At 36.8% G+C, this 21,951-nt stretch carries 20 protein-coding genes; 8 read left to right on the top strand and 12 right to left on the bottom strand.

Going from position 1 to position 21,951, the window contains the following annotated elements; translation table 11 throughout:
• Positions 1-42 precede the first annotated feature (42 nt).
• Positions 43-2,250 (top strand): histidine kinase, encoded by a 2,208-nt coding sequence (locus DEU40_RS05050; RefSeq protein WP_110008907.1) that lies wholly within the window; start codon positions 43-45, stop codon positions 2,248-2,250.
• A gap of 1 nt (position 2,251) precedes the next feature.
• Positions 2,252-2,881, top strand: coding sequence for a response regulator transcription factor (locus tag DEU40_RS05055; RefSeq protein ID WP_110008817.1), 630 nt, complete (start codon positions 2,252-2,254; stop codon positions 2,879-2,881).
• Between the two features lie 81 nt (positions 2,882-2,962).
• Here DEU40_RS05055 and DEU40_RS05060 read toward each other — a convergent pair whose 3' ends face one another.
• Positions 2,963-3,529, bottom strand: a complete 567-nt coding sequence (locus DEU40_RS05060) for a hypothetical protein (protein WP_110008818.1) — start codon at positions 3,527-3,529, stop codon at positions 2,963-2,965.
• Between the two features lie 86 nt (positions 3,530-3,615).
• Positions 3,616-4,689 (bottom strand): resolvase, encoded by a 1,074-nt coding sequence (locus DEU40_RS05065; protein WP_110008819.1) that lies wholly within the window; start codon positions 4,687-4,689, stop codon positions 3,616-3,618.
• Between the two features lie 158 nt (positions 4,690-4,847).
• Between DEU40_RS05065 and DEU40_RS05070 the strand changes: the two genes are divergently transcribed.
• On the top strand, positions 4,848-5,411 hold the full coding sequence (locus DEU40_RS05070) for a hypothetical protein (protein ID WP_146207827.1): 564 nt from the start codon (positions 4,848-4,850) through the stop codon (positions 5,409-5,411).
• 97 nt (positions 5,412-5,508) lie between these two features.
• On the opposite strand, the gene infC is transcribed toward DEU40_RS05070, so the two are convergent.
• Both infC and thrS read right to left on the bottom strand, forming a co-directional pair.
• Entirely contained in the window at positions 5,509-6,009 is a 501-nt protein-coding gene (infC, locus tag DEU40_RS05075; protein WP_027372223.1) for a translation initiation factor IF-3, read from the bottom strand.
• A gap of 164 nt (positions 6,010-6,173) precedes the next feature.
• A complete protein-coding gene (thrS, locus tag DEU40_RS05080; RefSeq protein ID WP_110008821.1) occupies positions 6,174-8,093 on the bottom strand; it encodes a threonine--tRNA ligase in 1,920 nt (639 codons plus the stop codon).
• 242 nt (positions 8,094-8,335) lie between these two features.
• Here thrS and DEU40_RS05085 point away from each other — a divergent pair, with 242 nt between their 5' ends.
• Positions 8,336-9,310, top strand: a complete 975-nt coding sequence (locus DEU40_RS05085) for a dipeptidase (protein WP_110008822.1) — start codon at positions 8,336-8,338, stop codon at positions 9,308-9,310.
• A 288-nt stretch (positions 9,311-9,598) separates the two neighbouring features.
• Here the strand turns inward: DEU40_RS05085 and DEU40_RS05090 are convergent, their stop codons facing one another.
• Entirely contained in the window at positions 9,599-11,143 is a 1,545-nt protein-coding gene (locus DEU40_RS05090; RefSeq protein WP_110008823.1) for a hypothetical protein, read from the bottom strand.
• 148 nt (positions 11,144-11,291) lie between these two features.
• Between DEU40_RS05090 and DEU40_RS05095 the strand changes: the two genes are divergently transcribed.
• From DEU40_RS05095 to leuB, 4 genes are all read left to right on the top strand, one after another.
• Complete coding sequence (locus DEU40_RS05095) at positions 11,292-12,455, top strand: 2-isopropylmalate synthase (protein ID WP_110008824.1); 1,164 nt, start codon at positions 11,292-11,294, stop codon at positions 12,453-12,455.
• A 30-nt stretch (positions 12,456-12,485) separates the two neighbouring features.
• On the top strand, positions 12,486-13,874 hold the full coding sequence (leuC, locus tag DEU40_RS05100; protein WP_110008825.1) for a 3-isopropylmalate dehydratase large subunit: 1,389 nt from the start codon (positions 12,486-12,488) through the stop codon (positions 13,872-13,874).
• A gap of 200 nt (positions 13,875-14,074) precedes the next feature.
• Positions 14,075-14,683, top strand: a complete 609-nt coding sequence (gene leuD / locus DEU40_RS05105; protein ID WP_062669734.1) for a 3-isopropylmalate dehydratase small subunit — start codon at positions 14,075-14,077, stop codon at positions 14,681-14,683.
• Entirely contained in the window at positions 14,664-15,788 is a 1,125-nt protein-coding gene (gene leuB, locus DEU40_RS05110) for a 3-isopropylmalate dehydrogenase (RefSeq protein WP_110008826.1), read from the top strand. Before leuD ends, leuB begins: the two co-directional genes overlap by 20 nt.
• Positions 15,789-15,886: 98 nt before the next feature.
• Here leuB and DEU40_RS05115 read toward each other — a convergent pair whose 3' ends face one another.
• From DEU40_RS05115 to DEU40_RS05150, 7 genes are all read right to left on the bottom strand, one after another.
• Positions 15,887-16,072 carry a hypothetical protein gene (locus DEU40_RS05115; protein ID WP_110008827.1) on the bottom strand — a complete coding sequence of 62 codons (186 nt, stop codon included), beginning with the start codon at positions 16,070-16,072 and terminating at the stop codon, positions 15,887-15,889.
• A 72-nt stretch (positions 16,073-16,144) separates the two neighbouring features.
• On the bottom strand, positions 16,145-16,750 hold the full coding sequence (locus DEU40_RS05120) for a DUF4230 domain-containing protein (RefSeq protein ID WP_110008828.1): 606 nt from the start codon (positions 16,748-16,750) through the stop codon (positions 16,145-16,147).
• A gap of 3 nt (positions 16,751-16,753) precedes the next feature.
• Positions 16,754-17,317, bottom strand: a complete 564-nt coding sequence (locus tag DEU40_RS05125) for a TlpA family protein disulfide reductase (protein WP_110008829.1) — start codon at positions 17,315-17,317, stop codon at positions 16,754-16,756.
• A gap of 3 nt (positions 17,318-17,320) precedes the next feature.
• Positions 17,321-17,788 (bottom strand): nucleoside triphosphate pyrophosphohydrolase family protein, encoded by a 468-nt coding sequence (locus DEU40_RS05130; protein WP_110008830.1) that lies wholly within the window; start codon positions 17,786-17,788, stop codon positions 17,321-17,323.
• 234 nt (positions 17,789-18,022) lie between these two features.
• Positions 18,023-18,442 (bottom strand): hypothetical protein, encoded by a 420-nt coding sequence (locus DEU40_RS05140; RefSeq protein ID WP_110008832.1) that lies wholly within the window; start codon positions 18,440-18,442, stop codon positions 18,023-18,025.
• Between the two features lie 10 nt (positions 18,443-18,452).
• On the bottom strand, positions 18,453-19,166 hold the full coding sequence (locus tag DEU40_RS05145) for a glycohydrolase toxin TNT-related protein (protein WP_110008833.1): 714 nt from the start codon (positions 19,164-19,166) through the stop codon (positions 18,453-18,455).
• A 457-nt stretch (positions 19,167-19,623) separates the two neighbouring features.
• Entirely contained in the window at positions 19,624-21,843 is a 2,220-nt protein-coding gene (locus tag DEU40_RS05150) for a zinc-dependent metalloprotease (RefSeq protein WP_110008834.1), read from the bottom strand.
• Positions 21,844-21,951: the final 108 nt, after the last annotated feature.

Consider the following 21,951-nt stretch of genomic DNA (forward strand, 5'->3'; position numbering starts at 1 on the left):
ACGTTCCTTAATGGAATGCAATTTAATAAAGATAAGGGTTTGATGCACAGGTTATTACTTATATTTACTTTACTTATTTGTCCGTTTTTTGTTCAGGCACAGGATGTTTTAAGCAAATTAGAAAGAGAATACAGCCATGCCTCAAACAATACGGCAGAACAGCTCAACCTGGCTCCCAAGTACGCTACAGCATTATTTTTTCATAATCTTAAGCCCAAATCTTACCAGATTTTAGATACTAATATTTCCCTTGCTGCAAGACAGGCGGATGGAAAGTATGCCACAATTTTGTACGCGGTGCAGGCCATGAATTACCGGCTGGATAATAAAACCGCGGAGTCTTCAAAAAGCCTCGATATGGCAAAGGCCTACAGCTTAAAAACGAATAGTAATGAAGCAAAAGGTTATGTACAATACGCAAAAGGCTGGATTCTGGTACGTAATAATAAAACGACCGATGCTGTCGCTGCTTACCTGAAAGCGATCGAATATTATGAAAACTCACCAACCACTTCCACACTATATGGAAGATTGGGTAATGCAGCCAAGGAATTATCTGCCATTTATTCTGACCTGAATGAATATCAGCTGGAAGAAAAATACAGCAAACAATTTCTATTGTTAGCTTCCAAACAAAATGATCCCAATCTTATCTTTGATGCTTACATGCGGATGGGCTACGTATATGAACAAAAATATACACAGGAGCCATCCAATACAATGTTTCGAAATAAAACAGAACAGTATTATTTACAGGCTATTGCTACTTTTAATAAAAATAAAGATGCGATGCTTAGCAGAAACAGCCTCTCATATGCTGCCATCAATTTAGCTAATTTATATACTGGGTTTGACAGTAATAAAGCTATGCAATATGCGCAGTTAGCCAATAAAGTGAGCCTGGAGATTGGTGATGCTATTCACATTGCTTCTTCCTTTGGAATTCTGGCAGAATTGGCATTGCAGGATAAAAATTATGATTTAGCCAAATCTTATTTTCTGAAAGCCTCCGTGGAAATTGGGAAAAGCCCGGTAAGAAATCATATGATAGAACTGTCTATCCTTGAATCTCTATCCAGAATTAGTGAAGAGCAGGGCAATTATAAAGAAGCACTGACTTATTATAAAAGCTATGTTGATCAATACAAGAGCATTTACGATCAGGAAAAACTGGATATCACCAAAAGATTAGAATCCCAGTTTGATAAAGAACGGCAGGAACAGAAATACATCAAGCTACAGCTCGAAAGCGACAAGAAAGCTCAGGAAATTAAGCTTATTAATATTTTGCGTGCACAGCGTGAACAGGTTTACAACAACCTAAAATTGGTAGAAGAAAACCAACGTGAGCGACTGAAATTTTCAGAACTTGAATCCGAGAAAAAAGAACAGCAGCTTCGTTTGGCAAAACTGGAAACCCAACAGAAGAATAACGATATTAATACCTTTAAAAAGCTTCTGGCGTTCAAGGAAAAGATCAATACGTACTACATTTTTTTTATTATCTTTTTCATCGTCTTGATCCTCTTGTTGCTGTATGCCTATAAACAACGTGCCAGGTCTATTAAACGAAGAGACGAATTGCATGCTTTAGCCATGGAACAGGAAAAACAAAACTCGAAAATATCTACCCTTACTGCATTGCTTGAAGGGCAGGAGCAGGAGCGTGGCCGTCTGGCCCGTGATCTCCATGACGGACTGGGAGGTTTGCTTTCAGGAACGAAACACCAACTGTCTTATTTAAATCCTGATCAGGCTGAAAATATAGAGGAAGGAATTTCAAAATCAATTGAACAGATCGATGGTGCTGTAGAAGAACTGAGAAGGGTGGCGCATAATCTAATGCCTGATTTATTAACAAAATACGGTCTGGAAGTGGCTATTCAGGAGTTTGCTTCACGAATTTCCAATCATGCTCTGGAAATCCATACAGAGTTTATCAATTACAGCAATTCCATATCGAAGGAAAAACAGCTGGTTATTTACAGAATCATCCAGGAACTGGTTAACAATGCGATAAAACATGCCGATACCTCTGAAATTATCATTCAGGTAAGCGAAGAAGAAAACCTAATAAATCTTACGGTAGAGGATAACGGTAAAGGTTTCGATCATACTAATTTAGACGTTAGAAAAACAGCAGGTTTTCACAATATAGAATTAAGAGTCCAGTTTTTAAAAGGAACCATGAATATCACCTCCGAATTGAATATTGGCACCAGTATAGAACTTCAAATCCCTATTCATTAACATGATAAAAGTAGCCATAACAGACGATCATCCGCTTCTATTGGAAGGACTGAAAAATATTTTAGGAAACAGCGAAACAATAGATGTCGTAGATTGTTTCAAGAGTGTCTCCGAAATGAATGCAGGCCTTGCAAAACAGGCGGTTGATATTCTGCTGCTCGACATTAATCTGGCAGATATCAACAGCATTGAACTCATCAAGCCTTTAAAGAAAAAGTACAGCAACCTTCAGATTATTATCCTGAGTGTTCATAACGAACTGCCCGTCATCAACAGTACTCTTGCTGAAGGGGCTTTGGGATATATTCAAAAAAATGCTTCGGTTTCCGAAATCCTTGAAGGAATCACCTCTGTATATTCCGGTAACAGGTTTTTATGCTCTCAAACCAAAGCTGTTCTGGAGAAAAAATCAACAGACGGATTAAGTCAGGTTCCGAAACTGACACGAAGAGAAAAAGAAATTCTGGGTGAAGCAGCAAAAGGGCTTACTACCAATCAAATGGCGGAAAAGCTTTTTATAAGTCCGCACACGGTAGAAAGCCACCGCAAAAATCTTATCGAAAAATTTCAGACCTCCAACCTGAGTTCAGCTATAAAATTAGCTATAGAATACGGCTTGATTATCGAATAAAATAATCATCCGGAAAAAAGGCTGCTCACATCATGTAAGCAGCCTTTTTCTTATATAATCAAATAATTTGGGTGTGTACGGTTAATCTTTGAATTTCAACGCAGCCTGGAACAGATTCTTTTTGTCTACTAAATCATATTCGTCATTGTAAACCGGCTGATACATCAGGATGAAAACGCTGCCGTCAAAATCTTTTAAACTGATGGGTTGATCTACCATGATATCATAAAATCTTGTAATCGTACGGGTTGCAGTCCATTGCTTTGCATTGCCTTTAGGATTTTTATCAAATCTGTGATCTTTTGCATCTGTGTAATACCAGTATGAAGGTGCGGAATCCATCAGAAACATTTCTTTATCCTTGTTGTAAAGCTCCTCGGCCATACCTGTATTCTGGAACCATTGAACTTCAGTATTCAAAATGCCCAAAGCTCCTGCATAGATGTCTTTATTTGTTGTGGCACCCACTAAAAATCCTTCCAGATTGGAAGATGTGATTTCAAATAAAAAGGGAGATTTTTTCAATTCATAAACATCATTCACGGGTTCAATTACTTTTCCGTCCTGTTTAATAACGACTTTTAAAGACTGTGCAAAAGTCATAAAACTTACTAAACAAAAAAGAAGGGTCAAACTTAATTTTTTCATTGTATCTCTTTAAATAATTGCAGCAAAGATATTAGACTTTATTTCCCTGTACACTCGCTGATTTCAGGGGTTTTTATCTCATCAAATTAAAACAGGTCAGCCTTCAGCTGGATTTTTACATAAGCCGTTTTCTGTTTTTTACCATTTCCAGAAGCTGAATTAAGAGGGTAGACTTCTGCGTAGAAGGTGTTATTATCAGTCCAGAAAGCCTTTTTATCATCTGCTATTTTAAAGTTGGTGAAATTCACATATAAAAGGTTGTCCTGTTTGTTAGTTTGAGGAAAGTATCTGGAAATAACAAAATTACTCCCCACATCATGATTGGAAGAAACGAAGGTAACCCAGTCTTTGGAAGGAAGAATTTGCGGATAACCTTCGGTACCCAGTTCAAACATAACTGCATTTTTTAGACTGTAAAAAGAATAGTAGGAATCTGCAACTTCATCAGAATTTTCTTTGAATACTTCCAGGTTTAAATAAGGCGACCTTCCTACATATTCATTGGCAAGCGGTCCGGTCTCGGTAGAGACACTTTCATGTTGCGTAATTACATCTTCCCTGCCGTTTTCTTTATATACCCAGTTATCTGCCTGCAGTTGTATATTGGGATTTTTTGTCAAATGTTCACCGATTTGTTTTTTTGAACTGGCTTTAAATTCATGTTCTGAAATCTCCACGATGGTTCCGAATTTCTTAAAAGATTTATTCTTAAAATCACTAGATTCTCTAAAAGTGCTGCTTCTGATCTCATAAAGGTCAACCCCATTTAACGTAAGTTCGTATGCCGGTGTGAATTCCGACTTCAGGACAAACGCTTCAATACTGTTCGAAATGTTATTATTAATGCTGTAATGAATAGAATAGAAGTCCTCAAACTCTTCAAATCCATAATAATTATCGAGTTTATTGTAAGGCATTTTCAAATAGGGAGCATCTGTACTCGGCGCGGTAAAAAACTGTACAGAATCCAGTTTAGTAAATAATTGAAACGGTACCTCCTGAACATTGTCCACGCCTTGTATTTTTTTGAAATCGGCAAATGTTACCGTTTTCTGCTTTACTTCAGTTTTTACATTATGTGTTTCTGATGTTTTATCCTTCTGGTTACATCCTGCAAGAATTACCAGGGATGATATAAAGAATTGATTGATGACTTTCATTTTTATATTTTTGCGCAAATGTATCAGTATTAAGACCAGCAGCCAACAAAACCGCCTGATATAGGGAATAAATGGCCGAAAACAGGGATGTTTTGAACAAAGGATTTTGGAGAATTTTACAAAATGATAACCCCAATATTGTAATTTACTTTATAAGAATGAAAAACTTAATAATCAGCCTTTCGGTGGCGACTGCTTTATTAGCATCCTGTTCACCTTCTTCAGACAAAAAAACAGAAACAAATACTTCTCCGGAAACTCAAATAGAAGTGGCAGCATCTCAACCGGAACCCGTGAAGAATGATCCGGAAATAGTAGAAATACCCGATGATTTTTCAACCTTGGTTCCTATTGACGTATTGAATAGTAAAAGCCCCAATGTGCATGATAAATATGGTATAGAATTCTCCGGGAACTGTTACTCATGCGATTTGGCCAGTCTTTCTATAACGAAGAAGCAGATCAGATGGACCAACGTCTGTGATGAAAAAGACACTTTTGAAATTGATGATTTTTCATACACTACTGAAGGAAACAAAACGATTTTTAAAACACCGGAAAGAACCTATATTTTAACTCAAATAGATAAAGCACCTGTCTATGAACTCGTTATAGAAGGTAAAAAGCTGGAGTTAAAAAACAAGAGAGTTTCGAAATATTTTACCACCAAAAAAGTTTTGCCCCTTTTCACAGAGCATGATTGCGGGGATTTTGAAGGATAAACAGCAGAGTAGCCTCCGGCACAATCTTTTTTAAAACATTAGCATAAAAAAAACCTCAAAGTAATTTGAGGTTTCTTTATATAAAATAATGACTTAATTATTTTGCTGGTTTTTTAGGACTCATCATCATAATCATCCTTTTTCCTTCAAGTTTAGGAAGCTGGTCTACTTTACCCACATGCTCAAGTTCCTGAGCAAGTTTTAAAAGCAAAATTTCTCCCTGGTCCTTAAAGATAATCGAACGTCCTTTAAAAAATACGTAGGTTTTTAATTTAGAACCTTCTTCAAGGAATTTTTCAGCATGCTTCTTTTTGAATTCGTAATCATGATCATCAGTCTGAGGTCCGAAACGGATCTCTTTTACGACCACTTTTACCTGCTTGGCTTTAAGTTCCTTCTGTTTTTTCTTTTGCTCGTATAAGAATTTCTTATATTCCAATACTCTTGCAATAAATGGTTCTGCCTTGTCAGAAATTACTACTAAATCCAATTCCTGTTCCGCAGCAATTTGTCTTGCTTTGTCAATTGGATAAATTCCTGGCTCTACGTTATCGCCCACTAAACGAAGCTCTCTCACACGAATTTTATCGTTGATCAAGTGAGCGTCCTCTTGTACCGGACGTCTCTGTGGGCCCCTGTTGTTAAATCTTTGTGCTATTGTATTATAATTTTATTGGTTAATTACTTAATTTAATTGATTTAAATATTTAAAATTGAAAGACTTTATTAATTTTTTAATCCTTCAATCTTTTTATTTAAAATTTAGATTGCTGCCTCTTTTTTGAAGTAAGCAACGAAATCCTCCAGCTTCATCGCTCCAAGATCTCCTTCACCACGTCTTCTTACAGAAATCGTGCCTTCTTTCTCTTCATTTTCTCCTACAACAAGCATGAAAGGGATTTTCTTCAATTCAGCATCACGGATCTTTTTACCTGTCTTCTCGTTTCTTTCATCAATCTGACCGCTAATATCGTGATTTTCCAAAAATTGTGAAACTTTTTTTGAATAATCTACATATTTTTCACTGATTGGTAGAATAATAAACTGATCCGGGCTTAGCCATAACGGGAAATCACCTGCAGTGTTTTCCAGCAGAATAGCGATAAAACGCTCCATAGAACCGAAAGGTGCTCTGTGGATCATCACCGGTCTGTGTTTTTCATTATCATTTCCGATATAGTGAAGATCAAATCTTTCCGGTAAGTTATAATCTACCTGAATTGTTCCTAACTGCCATTTTCTTCCTAAAGCATCTTTCACCATGAAGTCAAGCTTAGGACCATAGAATGCCGCTTCGCCGTATTCTACTACTGTTTTTAAACCTTTCTTTTGAGCTGCATTGATGATCGCACTTTCTGCTTTCTCCCAGTTTTCATCAGAACCGATATACTTTTGCTTGTTTTCAGGATCTCTTAATGAAACCTGAGTCACAAAATCTTCAAAACCTAAAGATTTGAATACATACAACGTAAGATCAATTACTTTTTCAAATTCTTCAGAAAGCTGATCCGGAGTACAGAAAAGGTGAGCATCATCCTGAGTAAATCCACGAACTCTTGTCAATCCGTGAAGCTCTCCACTTTGCTCATATCTGTATACCGTACCAAATTCTGCATATCTTTTTGGCAAGTCTCTGTAGCTCCATTGTGAAGTTTTGTAAATTTCACAGTGGTGAGGACAATTCATTGGCTTCAACAGGAATTCTTCTCCTTCGTTCGGCGTTTTAATCGGCTGGAAGCTGTCTTCTCCATATTTGTCCCAGTGTCCTGAAGTTACATATAATTCTTTTGCCCCGATGTGTGGAGACATTACGAATTCATAACCTCCTTTTTTCTGAGCATCAGAAAGGAAATTCTCCAGTTTTCTTCTTAAAGCAGTACCTTTTGGCAGCCAAAGTGGTAAACCTGCACCTACTTTTTCAGAGAATGCGAAGATTCCAAGTTCTTTACCTAATTTTCTGTGGTCTCTTCTTTTGGCTTCTTCCAATCTTTCAAGATATTCTGTAAGATCTTTCTGCTTAGGGAAAGAAATACCATATACTCTTGTTAATTGCGGGTTCTTTTCATTCCCTCTCCAGTAAGCTCCTGCTGCATTTAATATTTTAACCGCTTTTACGATTCCTGTATTCGGAATATGACCACCACGACATAAATCTGTGAAGTTATCGTGTGTTACAAAAGTGATTTCTCCATCATTAAGATTAGAGATCAATTCCACTTTGTAAGGGTTATCTGCATACGTCTTCAAGGCTTCTTCTTTAGAAACCGGATATAAAGAGAAGGTAGAGCCTTTCTTCGCATTTTCCAGGATCTTTTTCTCAATCTTCTCAAAATCTTTTTCAGATAGACTTTCATCCCCGAAATCTACATCATAGTAGAATCCACTTTCGATAGCAGGACCGATGGTCAACTTAGCATCAGGATAAAACTCAAGGATTGCCTGCGCCAGAAGGTGGGCAGAAGAGTGCCAGAAAGCCTTCTTTCCAAGATCATCATTCCAGGTCAAAAGCTGTACCGTAGAATCCGTGGTTATAGGTGTGGTCGTTTCTACTTGTTTGTCATTAACAATTGCGGAAATGGTGTTTCTAGCCAATCCCTCGCTTATAGATTTTGCCACATCAAGGGGAGTCACTGCTCCCTCGAATTCTTTGACACTATTGTCTGGAAGTGTAATTTTTATCATTGTTTACTAAGAAATTTTAAGATGCAAAAATACGGAATTTTTAGATAAAATACTATATTAGCATATATTTAGAATGAGAATTAATATTAAAAATGTAAAAGATGCAGATGGTTTTAGTCTCACTGAATTCCATATTTCGTTTTTCATAGAAAAATACCTTTGATTTTTTATTCATGATAATACCAATATTAAGATACTTAGTCTATTTGTAAGTCTTTAAAAATAAGTTAATTACAATTAATATGAATGCTATAAATATTGACCTTCACTGCGATTTATTATGCTATTTACTGGAGCCGGGCTCATTAACTGATGACAAAGAGCTTGGCTGTTCACTTCCTTATTTAAAAGAAGGAAATGTAAAGCTTCAGGTGATGGCTATATACTCTGCGACAGGGCAAGATAGTACTGCTTACGGAGCAAAACAGAGCGAAATATTTTCAGATCTCCTTCAAAACGAAAATTTTTTCTTATTGGATGGTGAAAACTATAAAAATTCCGAAAACACCGATAAAGTAGGAGTTATCGCTTCTATTGAAAATGCATCCGGCTTCTGTGGCGAAGATGACACTTTGGAAACGGGTTTTAAAAATCTGGAAGCGATCATTGAAAAAACACAACGAATTCTTTACCTTGGAATAACCCATCATACTGAAAACCGCTTTGGAGGAGGAAATAATTCCGATGTAGGGTTGAAAGATGACGGAAAAGTCTTGCTTGACTATTTCTCAGAAAAAAATATTGCTGTTGATCTGGCTCATACCAGTGATCAGCTTGCCTACGGAATTCTTAATTATATTGATCAGAGAAACTACAAAATTCCTGTTATCGCAAGCCATTCCAACTACAGACAGGTACATGATAAAAAGAGAAATCTTCCCGATGAACTGGCAAAAGAAGTGATTAAAAGAAAAGGGTTAATCGGACTCAATTTTATCCGCAATTGTGTCGATGATACAAATCCGGAAATGTTATATGAACATATTCAGTATGGCCTTGATTTGGGCGGAGAAGATGCAGTTGCGTATGGTGCCGATTTTTTCTTCTGTAAAAACCATCCTGATAAATCCCGTCATCCATTTTTCTTTAAAGGATATGATGATGCATCTGCATTTAATGCTATCAATAAAGAAATTGAGAAGCGTTTTTCACATGAACTGATGGAAAAAATCAGTCATAGAAATGCATTGAATTTTATAAAGAAGATGTATAAATAAAATCATCATCCGATTACATCACAGCATAATGAACAGGTCGCTCCTCCGGAGCTTTATTTTTACGGACTTCATCATTTTCTACTAACAGAAGATCCCGACAGGATCATAAGCAGCCCCAATAGGAGCTAACTGTTAAAATATTTGGTTTTAAATCAGAGCTCCGGAGGAGCGACCTGTTAATACCTAAATCTATAAAAGATTATATTAAAAAATGTTTTTTTGATGTTTTATTTTACATGAAATAAAATATTGTAAATTATTGAAAAATATATTTTTATATATTCTTATTTAATGCTTTCTTTTATACTTCACTTTCTGCTTGATAATCTCAATTACGTCCACATTCTGAACTTTAGATTTAATCCATCCATGAATATCGATATAGAATAATGATCGGCGGTAATATTCATTGCCGGCATACTCTTCCAGTTTTTTATCAAAATTTTCAAATGCTTTCTGTCGCTGATCCGGCACCTGATTATTAAGATTCTTGAAAAACTGAATGCTTTCAAAATGGAATTCTTCCGGCTTTTTCATTTTCTTCGCAAACTTTAAAGTTGACGCAGTAAACTCATCATAATCCTCATCATTCCCTGATTCATATTTAGCCATTAAGATCAGAATCCGGGTATGGAACAACAGATCTTCCTGAACATTTCCTTTGGATTCTATAACTCTCATAGAATATTCAATCGATTTTTCAAACATTTTACTGCCAAAGAACATAGCTGCCATTTTAAGGTAGAGAATCATAAAATGGTGTTCATCGATCCTTTCTCTGAGCTTTTCCATTTTTAATTCTACCTCAGGAATAAGCTTGGTTCCTGTAAAAAATTCACCTTTTACAAAGTGAATATTCATCAGCGTATTGTAGTGGGTAAGGAAAATAAGGGACTGCAGGTTCTCATTCTGAACAAAATTCTCGGCATGTACCATTGTATTGAAGTTCTGGAAATGTTCCTCCAGAATATCAATATTTCCATATAAAAAGAGGATTTTCAGCAGATACGTATTCCCTTTGATATACCAAACCGGGTGGCTGTAGATCATTTCAGGCTTCTTATGAAAAAGATCTACCCACTGATAAGCATATTTCAAGGTATATTTATAGTCCTGTAAAAGCTGGTTTTTCCAGACATGGGCTTTGTAATACCATAATTTCTCCGTAAAATTCAGTTTTTCAGGGTTAATACTTTTAATCTCTGCGTTAAAAATATCCATAACTTCCTGCCGGTCTGCATCATTTTTTACATAACCATGGGTCAGCATTTCACTGTATAATTTCAAAGAAAGATTAGACAGTTTTGTGGTATAACGGTTCTGTTTGCTGATCTCCTGAGATTGTTTGATAAGCTCTTCGGCACGACCTTCGATACTTCGTGTAATAAACTGTGATTCAATTACTTTTTCAAGATCGATGATCTCCGAAGCAATACTTTTTTCATCCAGTTCCAGTGCTGTCTGTTTGGTTTTATCCAATATTTTTAAAGCCTGCTTGTAAAGTCCTTTCTGATACAGAATATTGGCGAAATCTAACTGTTCGCGAAGCTGGATTCTATAATTCTGATGACTCGGGTTCATACGGAGACTCACCAAAATCTGCTTGTAAAGATGAGCCTTAAGATTAGAAAGCTGTTGTTTTGTAGATATTTTTTTCTCAATAATAATACTTTCGTCATATTCTTTCATCTTGTCCATCTCAGAAAATAACAATAAGAATTTGGCATCTACGTTAATTCCGAGGCGGTTTACGTAGAGCTTAAACTGTCTTTTTTCAGAGGTCGTCAATGACTTTACCAATACAAACAAAAAATCTTTCTGCAATTCTGCCATTGTAAATTTTGGGGGATTAAATTATTGATTAACAAATAAATACAATTGTTTTCTAAGCTGTTGAGTATTGTAATTTTCAGAAAAAGTGAAAAAGAAAAAATATCGCAAGCTGTAGTTTTGAGCCAAAATTAAGTAAAAAACTTCACTTATGAATTCCGAAAAAATCGAAATTTTTGATACAACACTGAGAGATGGGGAGCAGGTTCCGGGATGCAAACTGAATACGGAACAAAAACTGGTTATTGCTGAAAGGCTTGATGAATTAGGGATTGATATTATCGAGGCAGGATTCCCGATTTCCAGCCCCGGCGATTTTGAATCGGTTTCAGAAATTTCAAAACTGGTGAAAAATGCGAAGGTATGCGGACTCACAAGAGCGAACAAAAAAGATATTGATGTAGCAGCAGAAGCGCTGAAGTTGGCAAAGAAACCGAGAATCCACACAGGAATCGGAACTTCGGATTCTCATATTAAATACAAATTCAACTCAACAAGAGAAGATATTATTGAAAGAGCAGCAGAAGCAGTAAAATATGCGAAAACATATGTTGAAGACGTTGAATTTTATGCTGAAGATGCCGGAAGAACGGATAATGAGTATCTGGCAAGAGTATGTGAAGCAGTGATCAAAGCAGGAGCAACTGTTCTGAATATTCCTGACACCACAGGATATTGCCTGCCGGAAGAGTATGGTCAGAAAATAAAATATCTGAAAGAAAATGTAAAGGGAATTGAAAAAGCAGTGCTTTCATGTCATTGCCATAACGATCTGGGACTGGCTACTGCCAATTCTATTGCCGGAGCAATTAATGGAGCCCGCCAGATTGAATGTACGATCAACGGATTGGGAGAAAGAGCAGGAAATACAGCACTGGAAGAAGTTGTCATGATTTTAAAACAGCATAAAAATCTGAATCTGCATACCGATGTGAATTCCAGAATGCTGAATGAAATGAGTGCCATGGTTTCTGATCTGATGGGAATGTCTGTACAGCCCAACAAAGCTATTGTAGGAGCTAATGCTTTTGCTCACAGCTCAGGAATTCATCAGGACGGAGTGATTAAAAACAGGGAAACGTACGAAATCATAGATCCTGCAGAAGTAGGTGTGAATGCCTCTTCAATCATTCTTACTGCCAGAAGCGGACGTTCAGCATTGGCTTACCGTTTCAAACATATCGGTTATGAGGTTACCAAAAATGAACTTGATTATCTGTATCAGGAGTTTTTGAAAATCGCTGATCTTAAAAAAGAAATAGACAACGATGATCTGAGTGTTATGATGGATTCTTTCGCCAGAAAAATAGGATAGGTTTGATTTAAAATCAAGATAAAGTAAAAAATGAACAACAGTAAAAAGACACTTTTTGATAAAGTATGGGACGCCCATGTGGTAGAAACCATTCCTGACGGACCTCAGATCATTTATATAGACAAACATCTTATTCATGAGGTAACCAGCCCTCAGGCCTTCGCAGAACTTGAATCCAGAAATCTGGAAATCTTCAGACCGGAACAGATTGTTGCGACTGCGGATCACAATGTACCTACATTGCATCAGGATCAGCCTATTAAAGATGATCTTTCAAGAAATCAGGTAGAACAGCTTACAGAAAACTGTAAAAAAAATAATATTGAACTTTTCGGATTGGGACACCCATATCAGGGAATTGTTCATATCATCGCTCCGGAATTAGGGATTACCCAGCCGGGAATGAGTATTGTGTGTGGTGACAGCCATACCTCTACCCATGGGGCATTTGGATCAATTGCCTTTGGGATTGGGACCAGCCAGGTAGCTCAGGTATTTGCCAGCCAGTGTTTATTGCTGAACAAGCCGAAATCTATGAGAATTACCGTGAATGGCAAATTAAACGAAAATGTTCAGCCTAAAGATGTTATTCTTTATATCATTTCAAAAATAGGAACAGACGGAGGGACAGGATATTTTTGTGAATATGCTGGTAGTGTATTCGAGGAAATGTCAATGGAAGGAAGAATGACCGTCTGCAACATGAGTATTGAAATGGGTGCGAGAGGCGGAATGATTGCTCCGGATGAAACCACTTTTGAATACGTACAGGGAAGAAAATTCGCTCCGGAAGGAGAAGACTGGAATGAAAAAGTAGCCTATTGGAAAACCTTGAAAACAGATGAAGGCGCTGTTTTTGATCAGGAACTCAGCTTTGATGCTGCAGATATTTATCCTATGATCACCTACGGTACTAATCCGGGAATGGGGATTTCAATCCGTGAAGTTATTCCGGCACCGCAAAATGAATCCGAAGAAAAAGCTTTACAATATATGGGACTGGAAGCCGGGCAGGCAGTTAACAGTATCAAGGTTAATTATGTGTTCATAGGTAGCTGTACCAATGCAAGAATAGAAGATTTCCGTTCTGCAGCCCAGTACATTAAAGGGAAAAGCAAATCTGAGGCTGTAAAAGCACTGATTGTTCCCGGATCTCAACAGGTGGTTAAACAGATTTATGAAGAAGGTTTGGATAAAATATTCAGTGATGCCGGATTTCAGATTCGTCAGCCGGGGTGTTCGGCATGTCTGGCAATGAATGACGATAAAATCCCTGAAGGAGAATATTGTGTTTCCACTTCCAACAGAAACTTTGAAGGCAGACAGGGACAAGGCTCAAGGACAATTCTTGCCAGCCCGCTTACTGCAGCAAAAGCAGCCATAGAGGGTAAAATTTCAGCTTTTGAAAGTTTAAACTAAAAAGAATTTAACCACAAAGACACAAAAGATGATAACACTTAACTAAGAAGAAGGTTTCATTTGCTTGTAGAAAAAGAACACTTAAGCTTTTTGAAAATCTTTGATTTTCATTCTTATGTGAACTTCAGTTAATTAATTGAAAAGTAAAAAAGAAAACTTTTGTGCCTTTTGTGGTTCCAAGTCTAAACAATATAGAATAAATGCAAAAATTAGTTGTTTTAAAATCCCGCGCAGTTCCATTGCCGGCAGAAAATATAGATACAGACCAGATTATTCCGGCAAGATTCCTTAAAAGTATAGACCGAAAAGGGTTCGGAGAGAATCTGTTCAGAGACTGGAGATTCAATATTCATACAGGAGAACCGAATCCGGACTTTGTTTTAAACAATCCCAAATTCGGTGGTGAGATTCTTGTTGCAGGAAATAATTTCGGTTGTGGAAGCAGTCGTGAGCATGCTGCCTGGTCTTTAACGGATTATGGATTTAAGGTCATTGTTTCAAGTTATTTCGCGGATATCTTTAAAGGAAACGCTTTGAATAACGGCCTTCTTCCTGTAAAAGTTTCCGAAGAATTTTTAAAAGAAATTTTAGAGGGTATCAATGAAAATCCTGATAATGAAATCGCTATTGATGTAGAACTACAGTCCATCAGCTTTAAAGATACCACAGAAACCTTTGAATTAGATTCTTATAAAAAAATATGCCTGCTGAACGGCTATGACGATATTGATTTTTTAATCAGCAGAAAGCAGACGATCACAGAATTTGAATTAAAAACACAAAAAGCAAATGAGCGACAATTATTTTAAAATCGCGGTTCTTCCCGGAGATGGGATTGGCCCGGAAATCATCGGTGAAAGCATTAAAATATTAGATGCTATTGCTGAAGCTTTTCAATGTAAATTCCATTTTGAATATGGATTAATCGGTGCAGAGGCTATTTTTAAAACTGGAAATCCTTTGCCCGAAGAAACGCTGAAAATCTGTAAAGAGTCTGATGCTGTACTGTTCGGAGCTATTGGTGATCCGGTTTTTGATAATAATCCGGAAGCGAAAGTGAGACCTGAACAGGGATTATTGAAACTTCGCAAGGAGTTAGGATTGTTTGCCAATATCCGTCCTTTAAAAACCTATGCCTCTCTGATTGATAAAAGCCCATTGAAAAGAGAAATTATTGAAGGTGCTGATATTCAGATTTTCAGAGAACTGGTAAGCGGAATCTATTTTGGTGAAAAATTTACAGATCCGGAAGGTGCTTACGCTTATGATGTCTGCAAATACAGCCGTGAAGATATTATTCCGATTGCGCATATGGCGTTTCAGGAAGCACAGAAAAGAAAGAAAAAGCTTACGCTTATCGATAAAGCCAATGTTTTGGATACGTCAAGATTGTGGAGAAAGACGTGTCAGGAAATTGCACCGGAATATCCGGATGTGGAGCTTGATTATATGTTTGTAGACAACGCAGCCATGCAGCTGATCCTTAATCCTAAGCATTTTGATGTCATTGTAACGGAAAATATGTTTGGTGATATTATCTCCGATGAAGCAAGTGTGATCGGAGGTTCTATCGGATTATTACCATCTGCTTCAGTAGGAGAGAAGAATGCTTTGTTTGAGCCTATTCACGGATCTTATCCGCAGGCGAAAGGAAAAGGAATTGCCAATCCTGTTGCTTCTATTTTAAGTGTGGCGATGATGCTGGATCATCTTGGTTTAAAGACCGCAGCCGAAAAATTAAGACAGTCGGTAGAACATGCTATTGAGAATAAGTATGTCACAATCGATCTTAATAGCAAACAGTATTACTCCACAAGTGAAGTGGGAAGTTTTATTGCAGATCATATCAGATATTCTGAAAAGTCTTATTACAATTTTGAAAATATTAAGATCGGAAAATCTACCATTGTATAGAAACAAAAGTTCAGTTAGATAGTTAGAAAGAAAAGTTCCGCCTCATATGAGACGGAACTTTTCGTTTTTCATTATTAAATAAAGCCTTAAAAGCTCTTTTATTTTTTTGTGTTATCCGTTTTTCCTGATTTGTTTTCGGAAGACTTCTGAACATCTTCTTTATCAATATCAGGCGGATTGGTCTTTTTTGATGCGGCAGGAATATTCTGGAAATCCTGATTTTGCTTTTGGGTTTCTGCGGTATTGGCAGATTCTTTCCTGGTGGTTTTTCCTTTTGTATCCATGAGTTTGAATTTTAAATGTAAACAATATGGATAATATCATTCAAAGGGTTTGCCAAACAGAAATATTTTAACTTAAAGCCCCAGAATACCAATTTTCCCCGTTTTATCTTCTATTTCATAATTCAAAGCCTTGGCCAGCACAAAAATATTATTCAGGTTTTCCATGAGCTGTTTGCGGCCTTCACTTCTGAGTTGATTCTGATCAATTGATTTCTCTGCGGTTTCCTTAGCTTTTTGAGTAACATTTTTAATGTCCTTCTCCGAAATCCTGTTAAAGAAAGAATCATCCAAAGACTGAATTTCAACGCTTGGTGTAATTCTGATTTCAGCATCAGGAAGTTCTGTAATCACCAGCTTTTTGTTGATGGAATCTACTTCAATCTTCATTTTGTTGAGATCATAAGAAACCTGTGCATTAGTCTTTGTGTAGGTAATAATACTGTTGCTGGAAACTTCTTTTCCAAAAACCTCATAACCCATTTTGGTCTTCTGCATGCTGGATGTATTCTGTTCCATCACGACCATCTTATTCATCTTGGAAATTTGATTGGTCAGGATATAATAATCTGACTTTTCAGTTTTATTTCCGAGATTCAGGCAGGATTTCAGGCCAAAAAAGAGCAGTACCATTGCGCCAGCACCCGCAGCAAAAGATAATATTGTTCTATAATTTCTCAAAATCTATTTAAAAATTTCTTTGATAACAGATGAATCGTTCTTTTTCAGAATTTGAACCAAATCCCTTTCAATATATCCTGTCGTAGGCATTTCGATAATTCTGCCCACTTCTTTTCCATATCTTTTCAGAATAATGGTAGGAACTTTCTGAAGATTGTACAGACTTTCATCCCCGGTAGGAGATTCTTTCTTACGGTTAACAGCAATAATATTCAATTTACTTTCCGGATAACTTACGGCTTCCAATATTTTCATCAGTCTTGGAAAATCTCTGTGGCTGTCTTCACACCAGGTTCCCATGAAAACGATAATATCATAGGTTCCGATTCTCTCTTTTTTTAATTCACTGACTGCTTTTTGATCAAGAACATACTCATCATGTTCTTTCACATACCAATCTGCATAAGGAGCTTTTAAAAACTGCTCTTTCAACTGGTTTCCCAAAAGCATTTTGCCGTCATTCTGGGTTTCAACTTCACGGTTTACCACTACTTTTTGTGCAGTAAGCTGCTGTGAAGCCAAAAACAAGGTTGAAAAGGCAACAATATTGGTAATAAATTTTTTCATATTTTATTTTTCGATAATTGATTTTAAATCAGCAGGAGAGTAGTATTTGTTTTTTAATACTTTATGATCTGCCTTTCTGTAAACATTAAATTTTTCTCCGGACTTTTCATAAAAAGATTCTACTTCCTTCGCTTTGTAAAATTCTACAGTTTCCTCTGCCTGTTCTTCATTATCACATGCTTTCGACATATTGGAGCGTTGAACTTCGTTGAATAGCTCTACAAATTTGTTGCCAAGTCCGAATTCCAGTACCGCACCACTCAAAACATACTGAAGATCACACAATGCATCTGCAATTTCTACAATATTATTGTCAGCAATCGCTTGTTTCAGTTCGTTTAATTCTTCCTGTAAAAGTTCTACTCTCAGGTTGCATCTTTCAGGAGAAGGAATTTGTGGGGTATCTAAAATAGGGGCTTTGAAAGTAGTATGGAATTCTGCTACTTGGTTCAGACTATCAATTTTATCCATGAATTTTTTTATTTCCCACAAAGATAGAAAAGGATTTGCAAAATGTGAAATGTACAGCAGGAAATGTAAAAATAAAGTGCCTGGGAAAATGTTTTTGAATATACAACCCTATCTTAAAACAAAAAAAACTGTAAAAATCTGTATTATACAGTGGGAAAATTTTATCCATGAAAATTAAAAAACCACAACTGTAAAAATTGTGGTTTTATTTTGAAGTGATTCAATTATACTCAATTATTTAGACTCTTCATAATTCCAGACTCCGGAGATGGTAAGTATCATTAATCCCGGTTGCTTTTCTCCATAGCTGAATAGACAGATGAACCTGGAATGACAGGAAGAACAGTCGGTTCCAAAATATAAAGTTGGCAGATCGTTGACTGTCAATTCTCCGAAATGAAACATTCTTTGAGAGGTTCCGTTGACCATTCCATGGCTTAGCAATTCATTTTTAGATACTACTTTATCCTCATGATACAACTGCAGAACAGGAAACCCTGATTCATAAGGTGCTATTGCAATTCTATTTTTGTTTCCGCAATGAGAGCAGGTGAAAGTGGTTGTTGCTGATGGGAGAGCTTCATCATTGATAAAGACGCTTTTTTCAACAGAAGCTTTCCCGGTAATGTTTATTTTTTCTGATAATGAATACATCTGAGCAGATTTATGGCTGAATAACTGTGCCTGCTAAGTTAGGATATTTTCCGCTTGGGCTTCTCTTAATGGTAATTTTAATATAGCCTTCTTCTGCCAGCTTATTCCATGTTTTCTGGTAACCTGTATTGATATCAATAGGAATTTTCCACATCGTTTGTTTACCTTTTCCTGCCTGGCTGAACCACGGAATAATGTCTGCTGTCTGGGTTTTAAACTGCATGGAGTTGTTCAGTACATCAATTTCATAATAAAAATCGTATTTGTCTTCAGGCTGGTTTAGAGCCCTTTGTGTAAAAGTATAAACATATCCGTTGATGATAGGGCTTGTAAAGCTTCCTCCTAATGTAGGAACCCCGGCTCCGTTATAACTGCCGACAGCGCCGCTGTATCTGTCGAACTTCTGCCCAACCTTTAAAGGAACATCATCAACAATATTATAACCTCCGTTGGCAGGCGGCCATCCGCCATTTAAATTATTAGCCTTAAAAAGAGATTCCAGTTCACTCCATTTTCCTCTTTTGTATAAGTCATAAGCTTGATTTCTTATGGCCTGGCTTACCGAATTATTAGAGTCATAGGTTACTGCCAGTTCATCTGCATTTTTGTAGAAGACGGTGGTCACATCCGGATTGATGTCTATTACGTCGTCATCGTCAGAGCTGCAGGCAACCGAGAACGAAGCAATAGCTAAAAAAAAGATGTACTTAAATAAATGTTTCATATAAAAAATTTTAAATTATTTTAAAATTACAGAGGTATTTGAAGGGTACCTTTTTGAAACATCGCTTTTCTGATAAAGATCTTAAGTAAATACTGACGTAAGTATTGCTGATGTTTTCCGTTCTATAGCAGAAATTAAGGATTGGAATCTGGATTAATAATGTGATTTCTGACCGTAAATTACCAATTCATGCCAAAATAAACTCAAAAGAAGCAAAGACATCAGATGTCAAAAACGATCTGGAGCTCCCTTAAATACAATCTGGGTAAACGGTACAATGAAATATTGTTATGCGATAAATTTAAATTAAAAAACTCAAATGCTAGTAGTTTTATCTAAAATAAATTATTATTATGAAATTAATTTTAATGATAAATAGATTTAAGATTGTATTTTGTATTTCAATAAACGAAAAAGCTGCCCGAATGAGCAGCTTATTGTTTCAAATCTATTTTTTCTATTTTTTAATGAATTGTTTTGTGAATCCCGGAATTTGGATGACGTAAGTTCCATTGGTTAGTTTATTGACATTAACCGTTCCGCTTTCAAGGTTTCCTCCACTTACAAGCCTGCCGGACATGTCGTAAATTTTATATTCTTCATTACTGGTGTTTGTAAGGGTAAGAATATTTTCTACAGGATTGGGATACAGTTTGATTTCGGTAGAGGCTGGAGCAGCAGCGTCATTGGAATCTCTTACTGAAATATTAGCATTATTGATATCAAAGAAAATATGATGGCTTCCTTTGATCATTATTCTTCCGGAGTTGGTTAAAGTATCAGGAATTGTAATACTCTCCGAACCATCATTAAGAGTTCCGGCCAAAAGTGCCGTCCATGTGCTGCCGTTATCTGTTGACCAGAGGATATCTACATTGGCGGTATTCACACCATTTGCTGTAGTGCCTGCTACATCCCATGTAACCGTTTGTGAGCTTCCTTTTACATAAGAAACAGCTGTGTTTTGTGAGGTTATCATAAATGGTCCGGCTGCCGGATCAACAGTGAGTTTTGTATCATCGGAATTGTTGGCTCCGCCTCCGGCTTTATTATCGCGAACAGTAAGTCTGAAATTTAAAGTTCTGGCTACAGAAGGAAGTGCCTCAACATCTATTTCTGTTCCTGCGGTTTTGAGAGAACCTGCCAAAATAGAAGACATTGTCGGAAAATATCTTACCGGAGAACCTGAAGGTGTCCATGATCTGAATATTGGCCCCCGAGTTTTTGATTCCTGCGCTGCAGCATTAGCTCCTGTTTCAGAAGAAGTTCCTTTATCCATCTGTTCCCAGATATAGGTAAGCTGGTCTCCATCAGCATCAGTTCCTGATCCGGTAAGCATAAAAGGAGTGCTTTTAGGAATAATATAATCAGGACCTGCATTGGCTGTAGGAATTGAGTTACCGGTACTGGTATTCACAGAACAGGTTTTTGCTTTGATATTATTGGTGATCTGTTCAATACTTATGGCATGAAAAAACGGATCAGAATTATTTTGAACATCATAACTGGTGACGCCGGCATAGCCCATAATGGTAGATCCTGAGCCTGGTTCTACAGATTTTAAATCCGGTTCAACGCGATAAGAAGATGTATGATTTCCGCCGAACTGATGTCCCATTTCATGAGCTACAAAATCTATATCAAAAGTGTCTCCCGAAGGATTACCGTTTGCCGGAGAAGTATATCCGCTTCCCTTATAGCTGCTTGGGTAGGTTATACCCTGACTTTGGTAAGTAGACATATCATTGTCACAAATACATCCGATACATCCTGCATTGCCGCCACCGCCGTCTCTGCCAAAAAGGTGTCCTATGTCAAAATTATTATTTCCGATGGAAGAGCTCAGATTGTTCATCAGCTCCAGATTCCAGTTTTTCATTTGTGAAGAGGAAGAATAGGGATCTGTAGCGGCATTGGTATAGATAAGATCATCATTATTGGAAATCAGGACCATTCTTGCTCCAAAATCATTTTCAAAAATACCATTCACGCGGGTCATGGTATTATTCATGGCTGCTAAAGCCTGAGCTTTTGTTCCTCCGAAATAAGATGTATATTCTCCTGTGCAGGAAAGTGCAAGTCTGAACGTTCTTAATGTAGCATCATCCGCATTTTTATGGGTTACGACATTTAAATTACCTTTTTGAGCAGCATCAGAAACTGTACATTCGAGTTTGTTCAAATGGTCTTTTCTGTCAGACTTTTTATAAACAATATAAGTGGAAAGATCTCTTGTATAAGGCTGAATAAAAACAGCAGATTGGTCTCTGTAGATTTCCATAGAAGATAGCCCTAAAGAAGAAATGCTGAAATAAACTTTTGAAGCAGGATCTTCGACACCTTCACCGAGATAGGATTTGATATCCGGATATTTAGAAGCGAGTTCCGGTTCGAAATTAGAATTTTCCGTTACTTTGAAATGCTCCATTTTTCCGGTTGAATTGGGGAAAGAGATAATGACTTCAGATTTCTCTGTTACTCTTTTCGGAGCCTTTGCCAATACATTTTTTAATCCGCTTATATTCAGATGAAAAAGCTTCGGATCTTCAAAAACTGACATGTCTTCAAGAACGGGAGAGGATATTTTACTGGAGCTTGAAGTCCATAAACGATCGGTCTGTGCAAAAGAAATACCCGACAATGCGAGCATTCCCGTCATCAATAATTGTTTTTTCACTTATATGTATTTTCAGCAAAAATAGTAAAAAAACTTACTGAAAATGTATTCTTTATATGAATTTTTTATCGGATATACCGATACGAAAAGGTGATAAAGTGAGAGATG

It is taken from the genome of Chryseobacterium sp. AG844, assembly GCF_003182335.1.
In the GTDB taxonomy this organism is placed as follows: Bacteria; Bacteroidota; Bacteroidia; order Flavobacteriales; family Weeksellaceae; genus Chryseobacterium; species Chryseobacterium cupriresistens.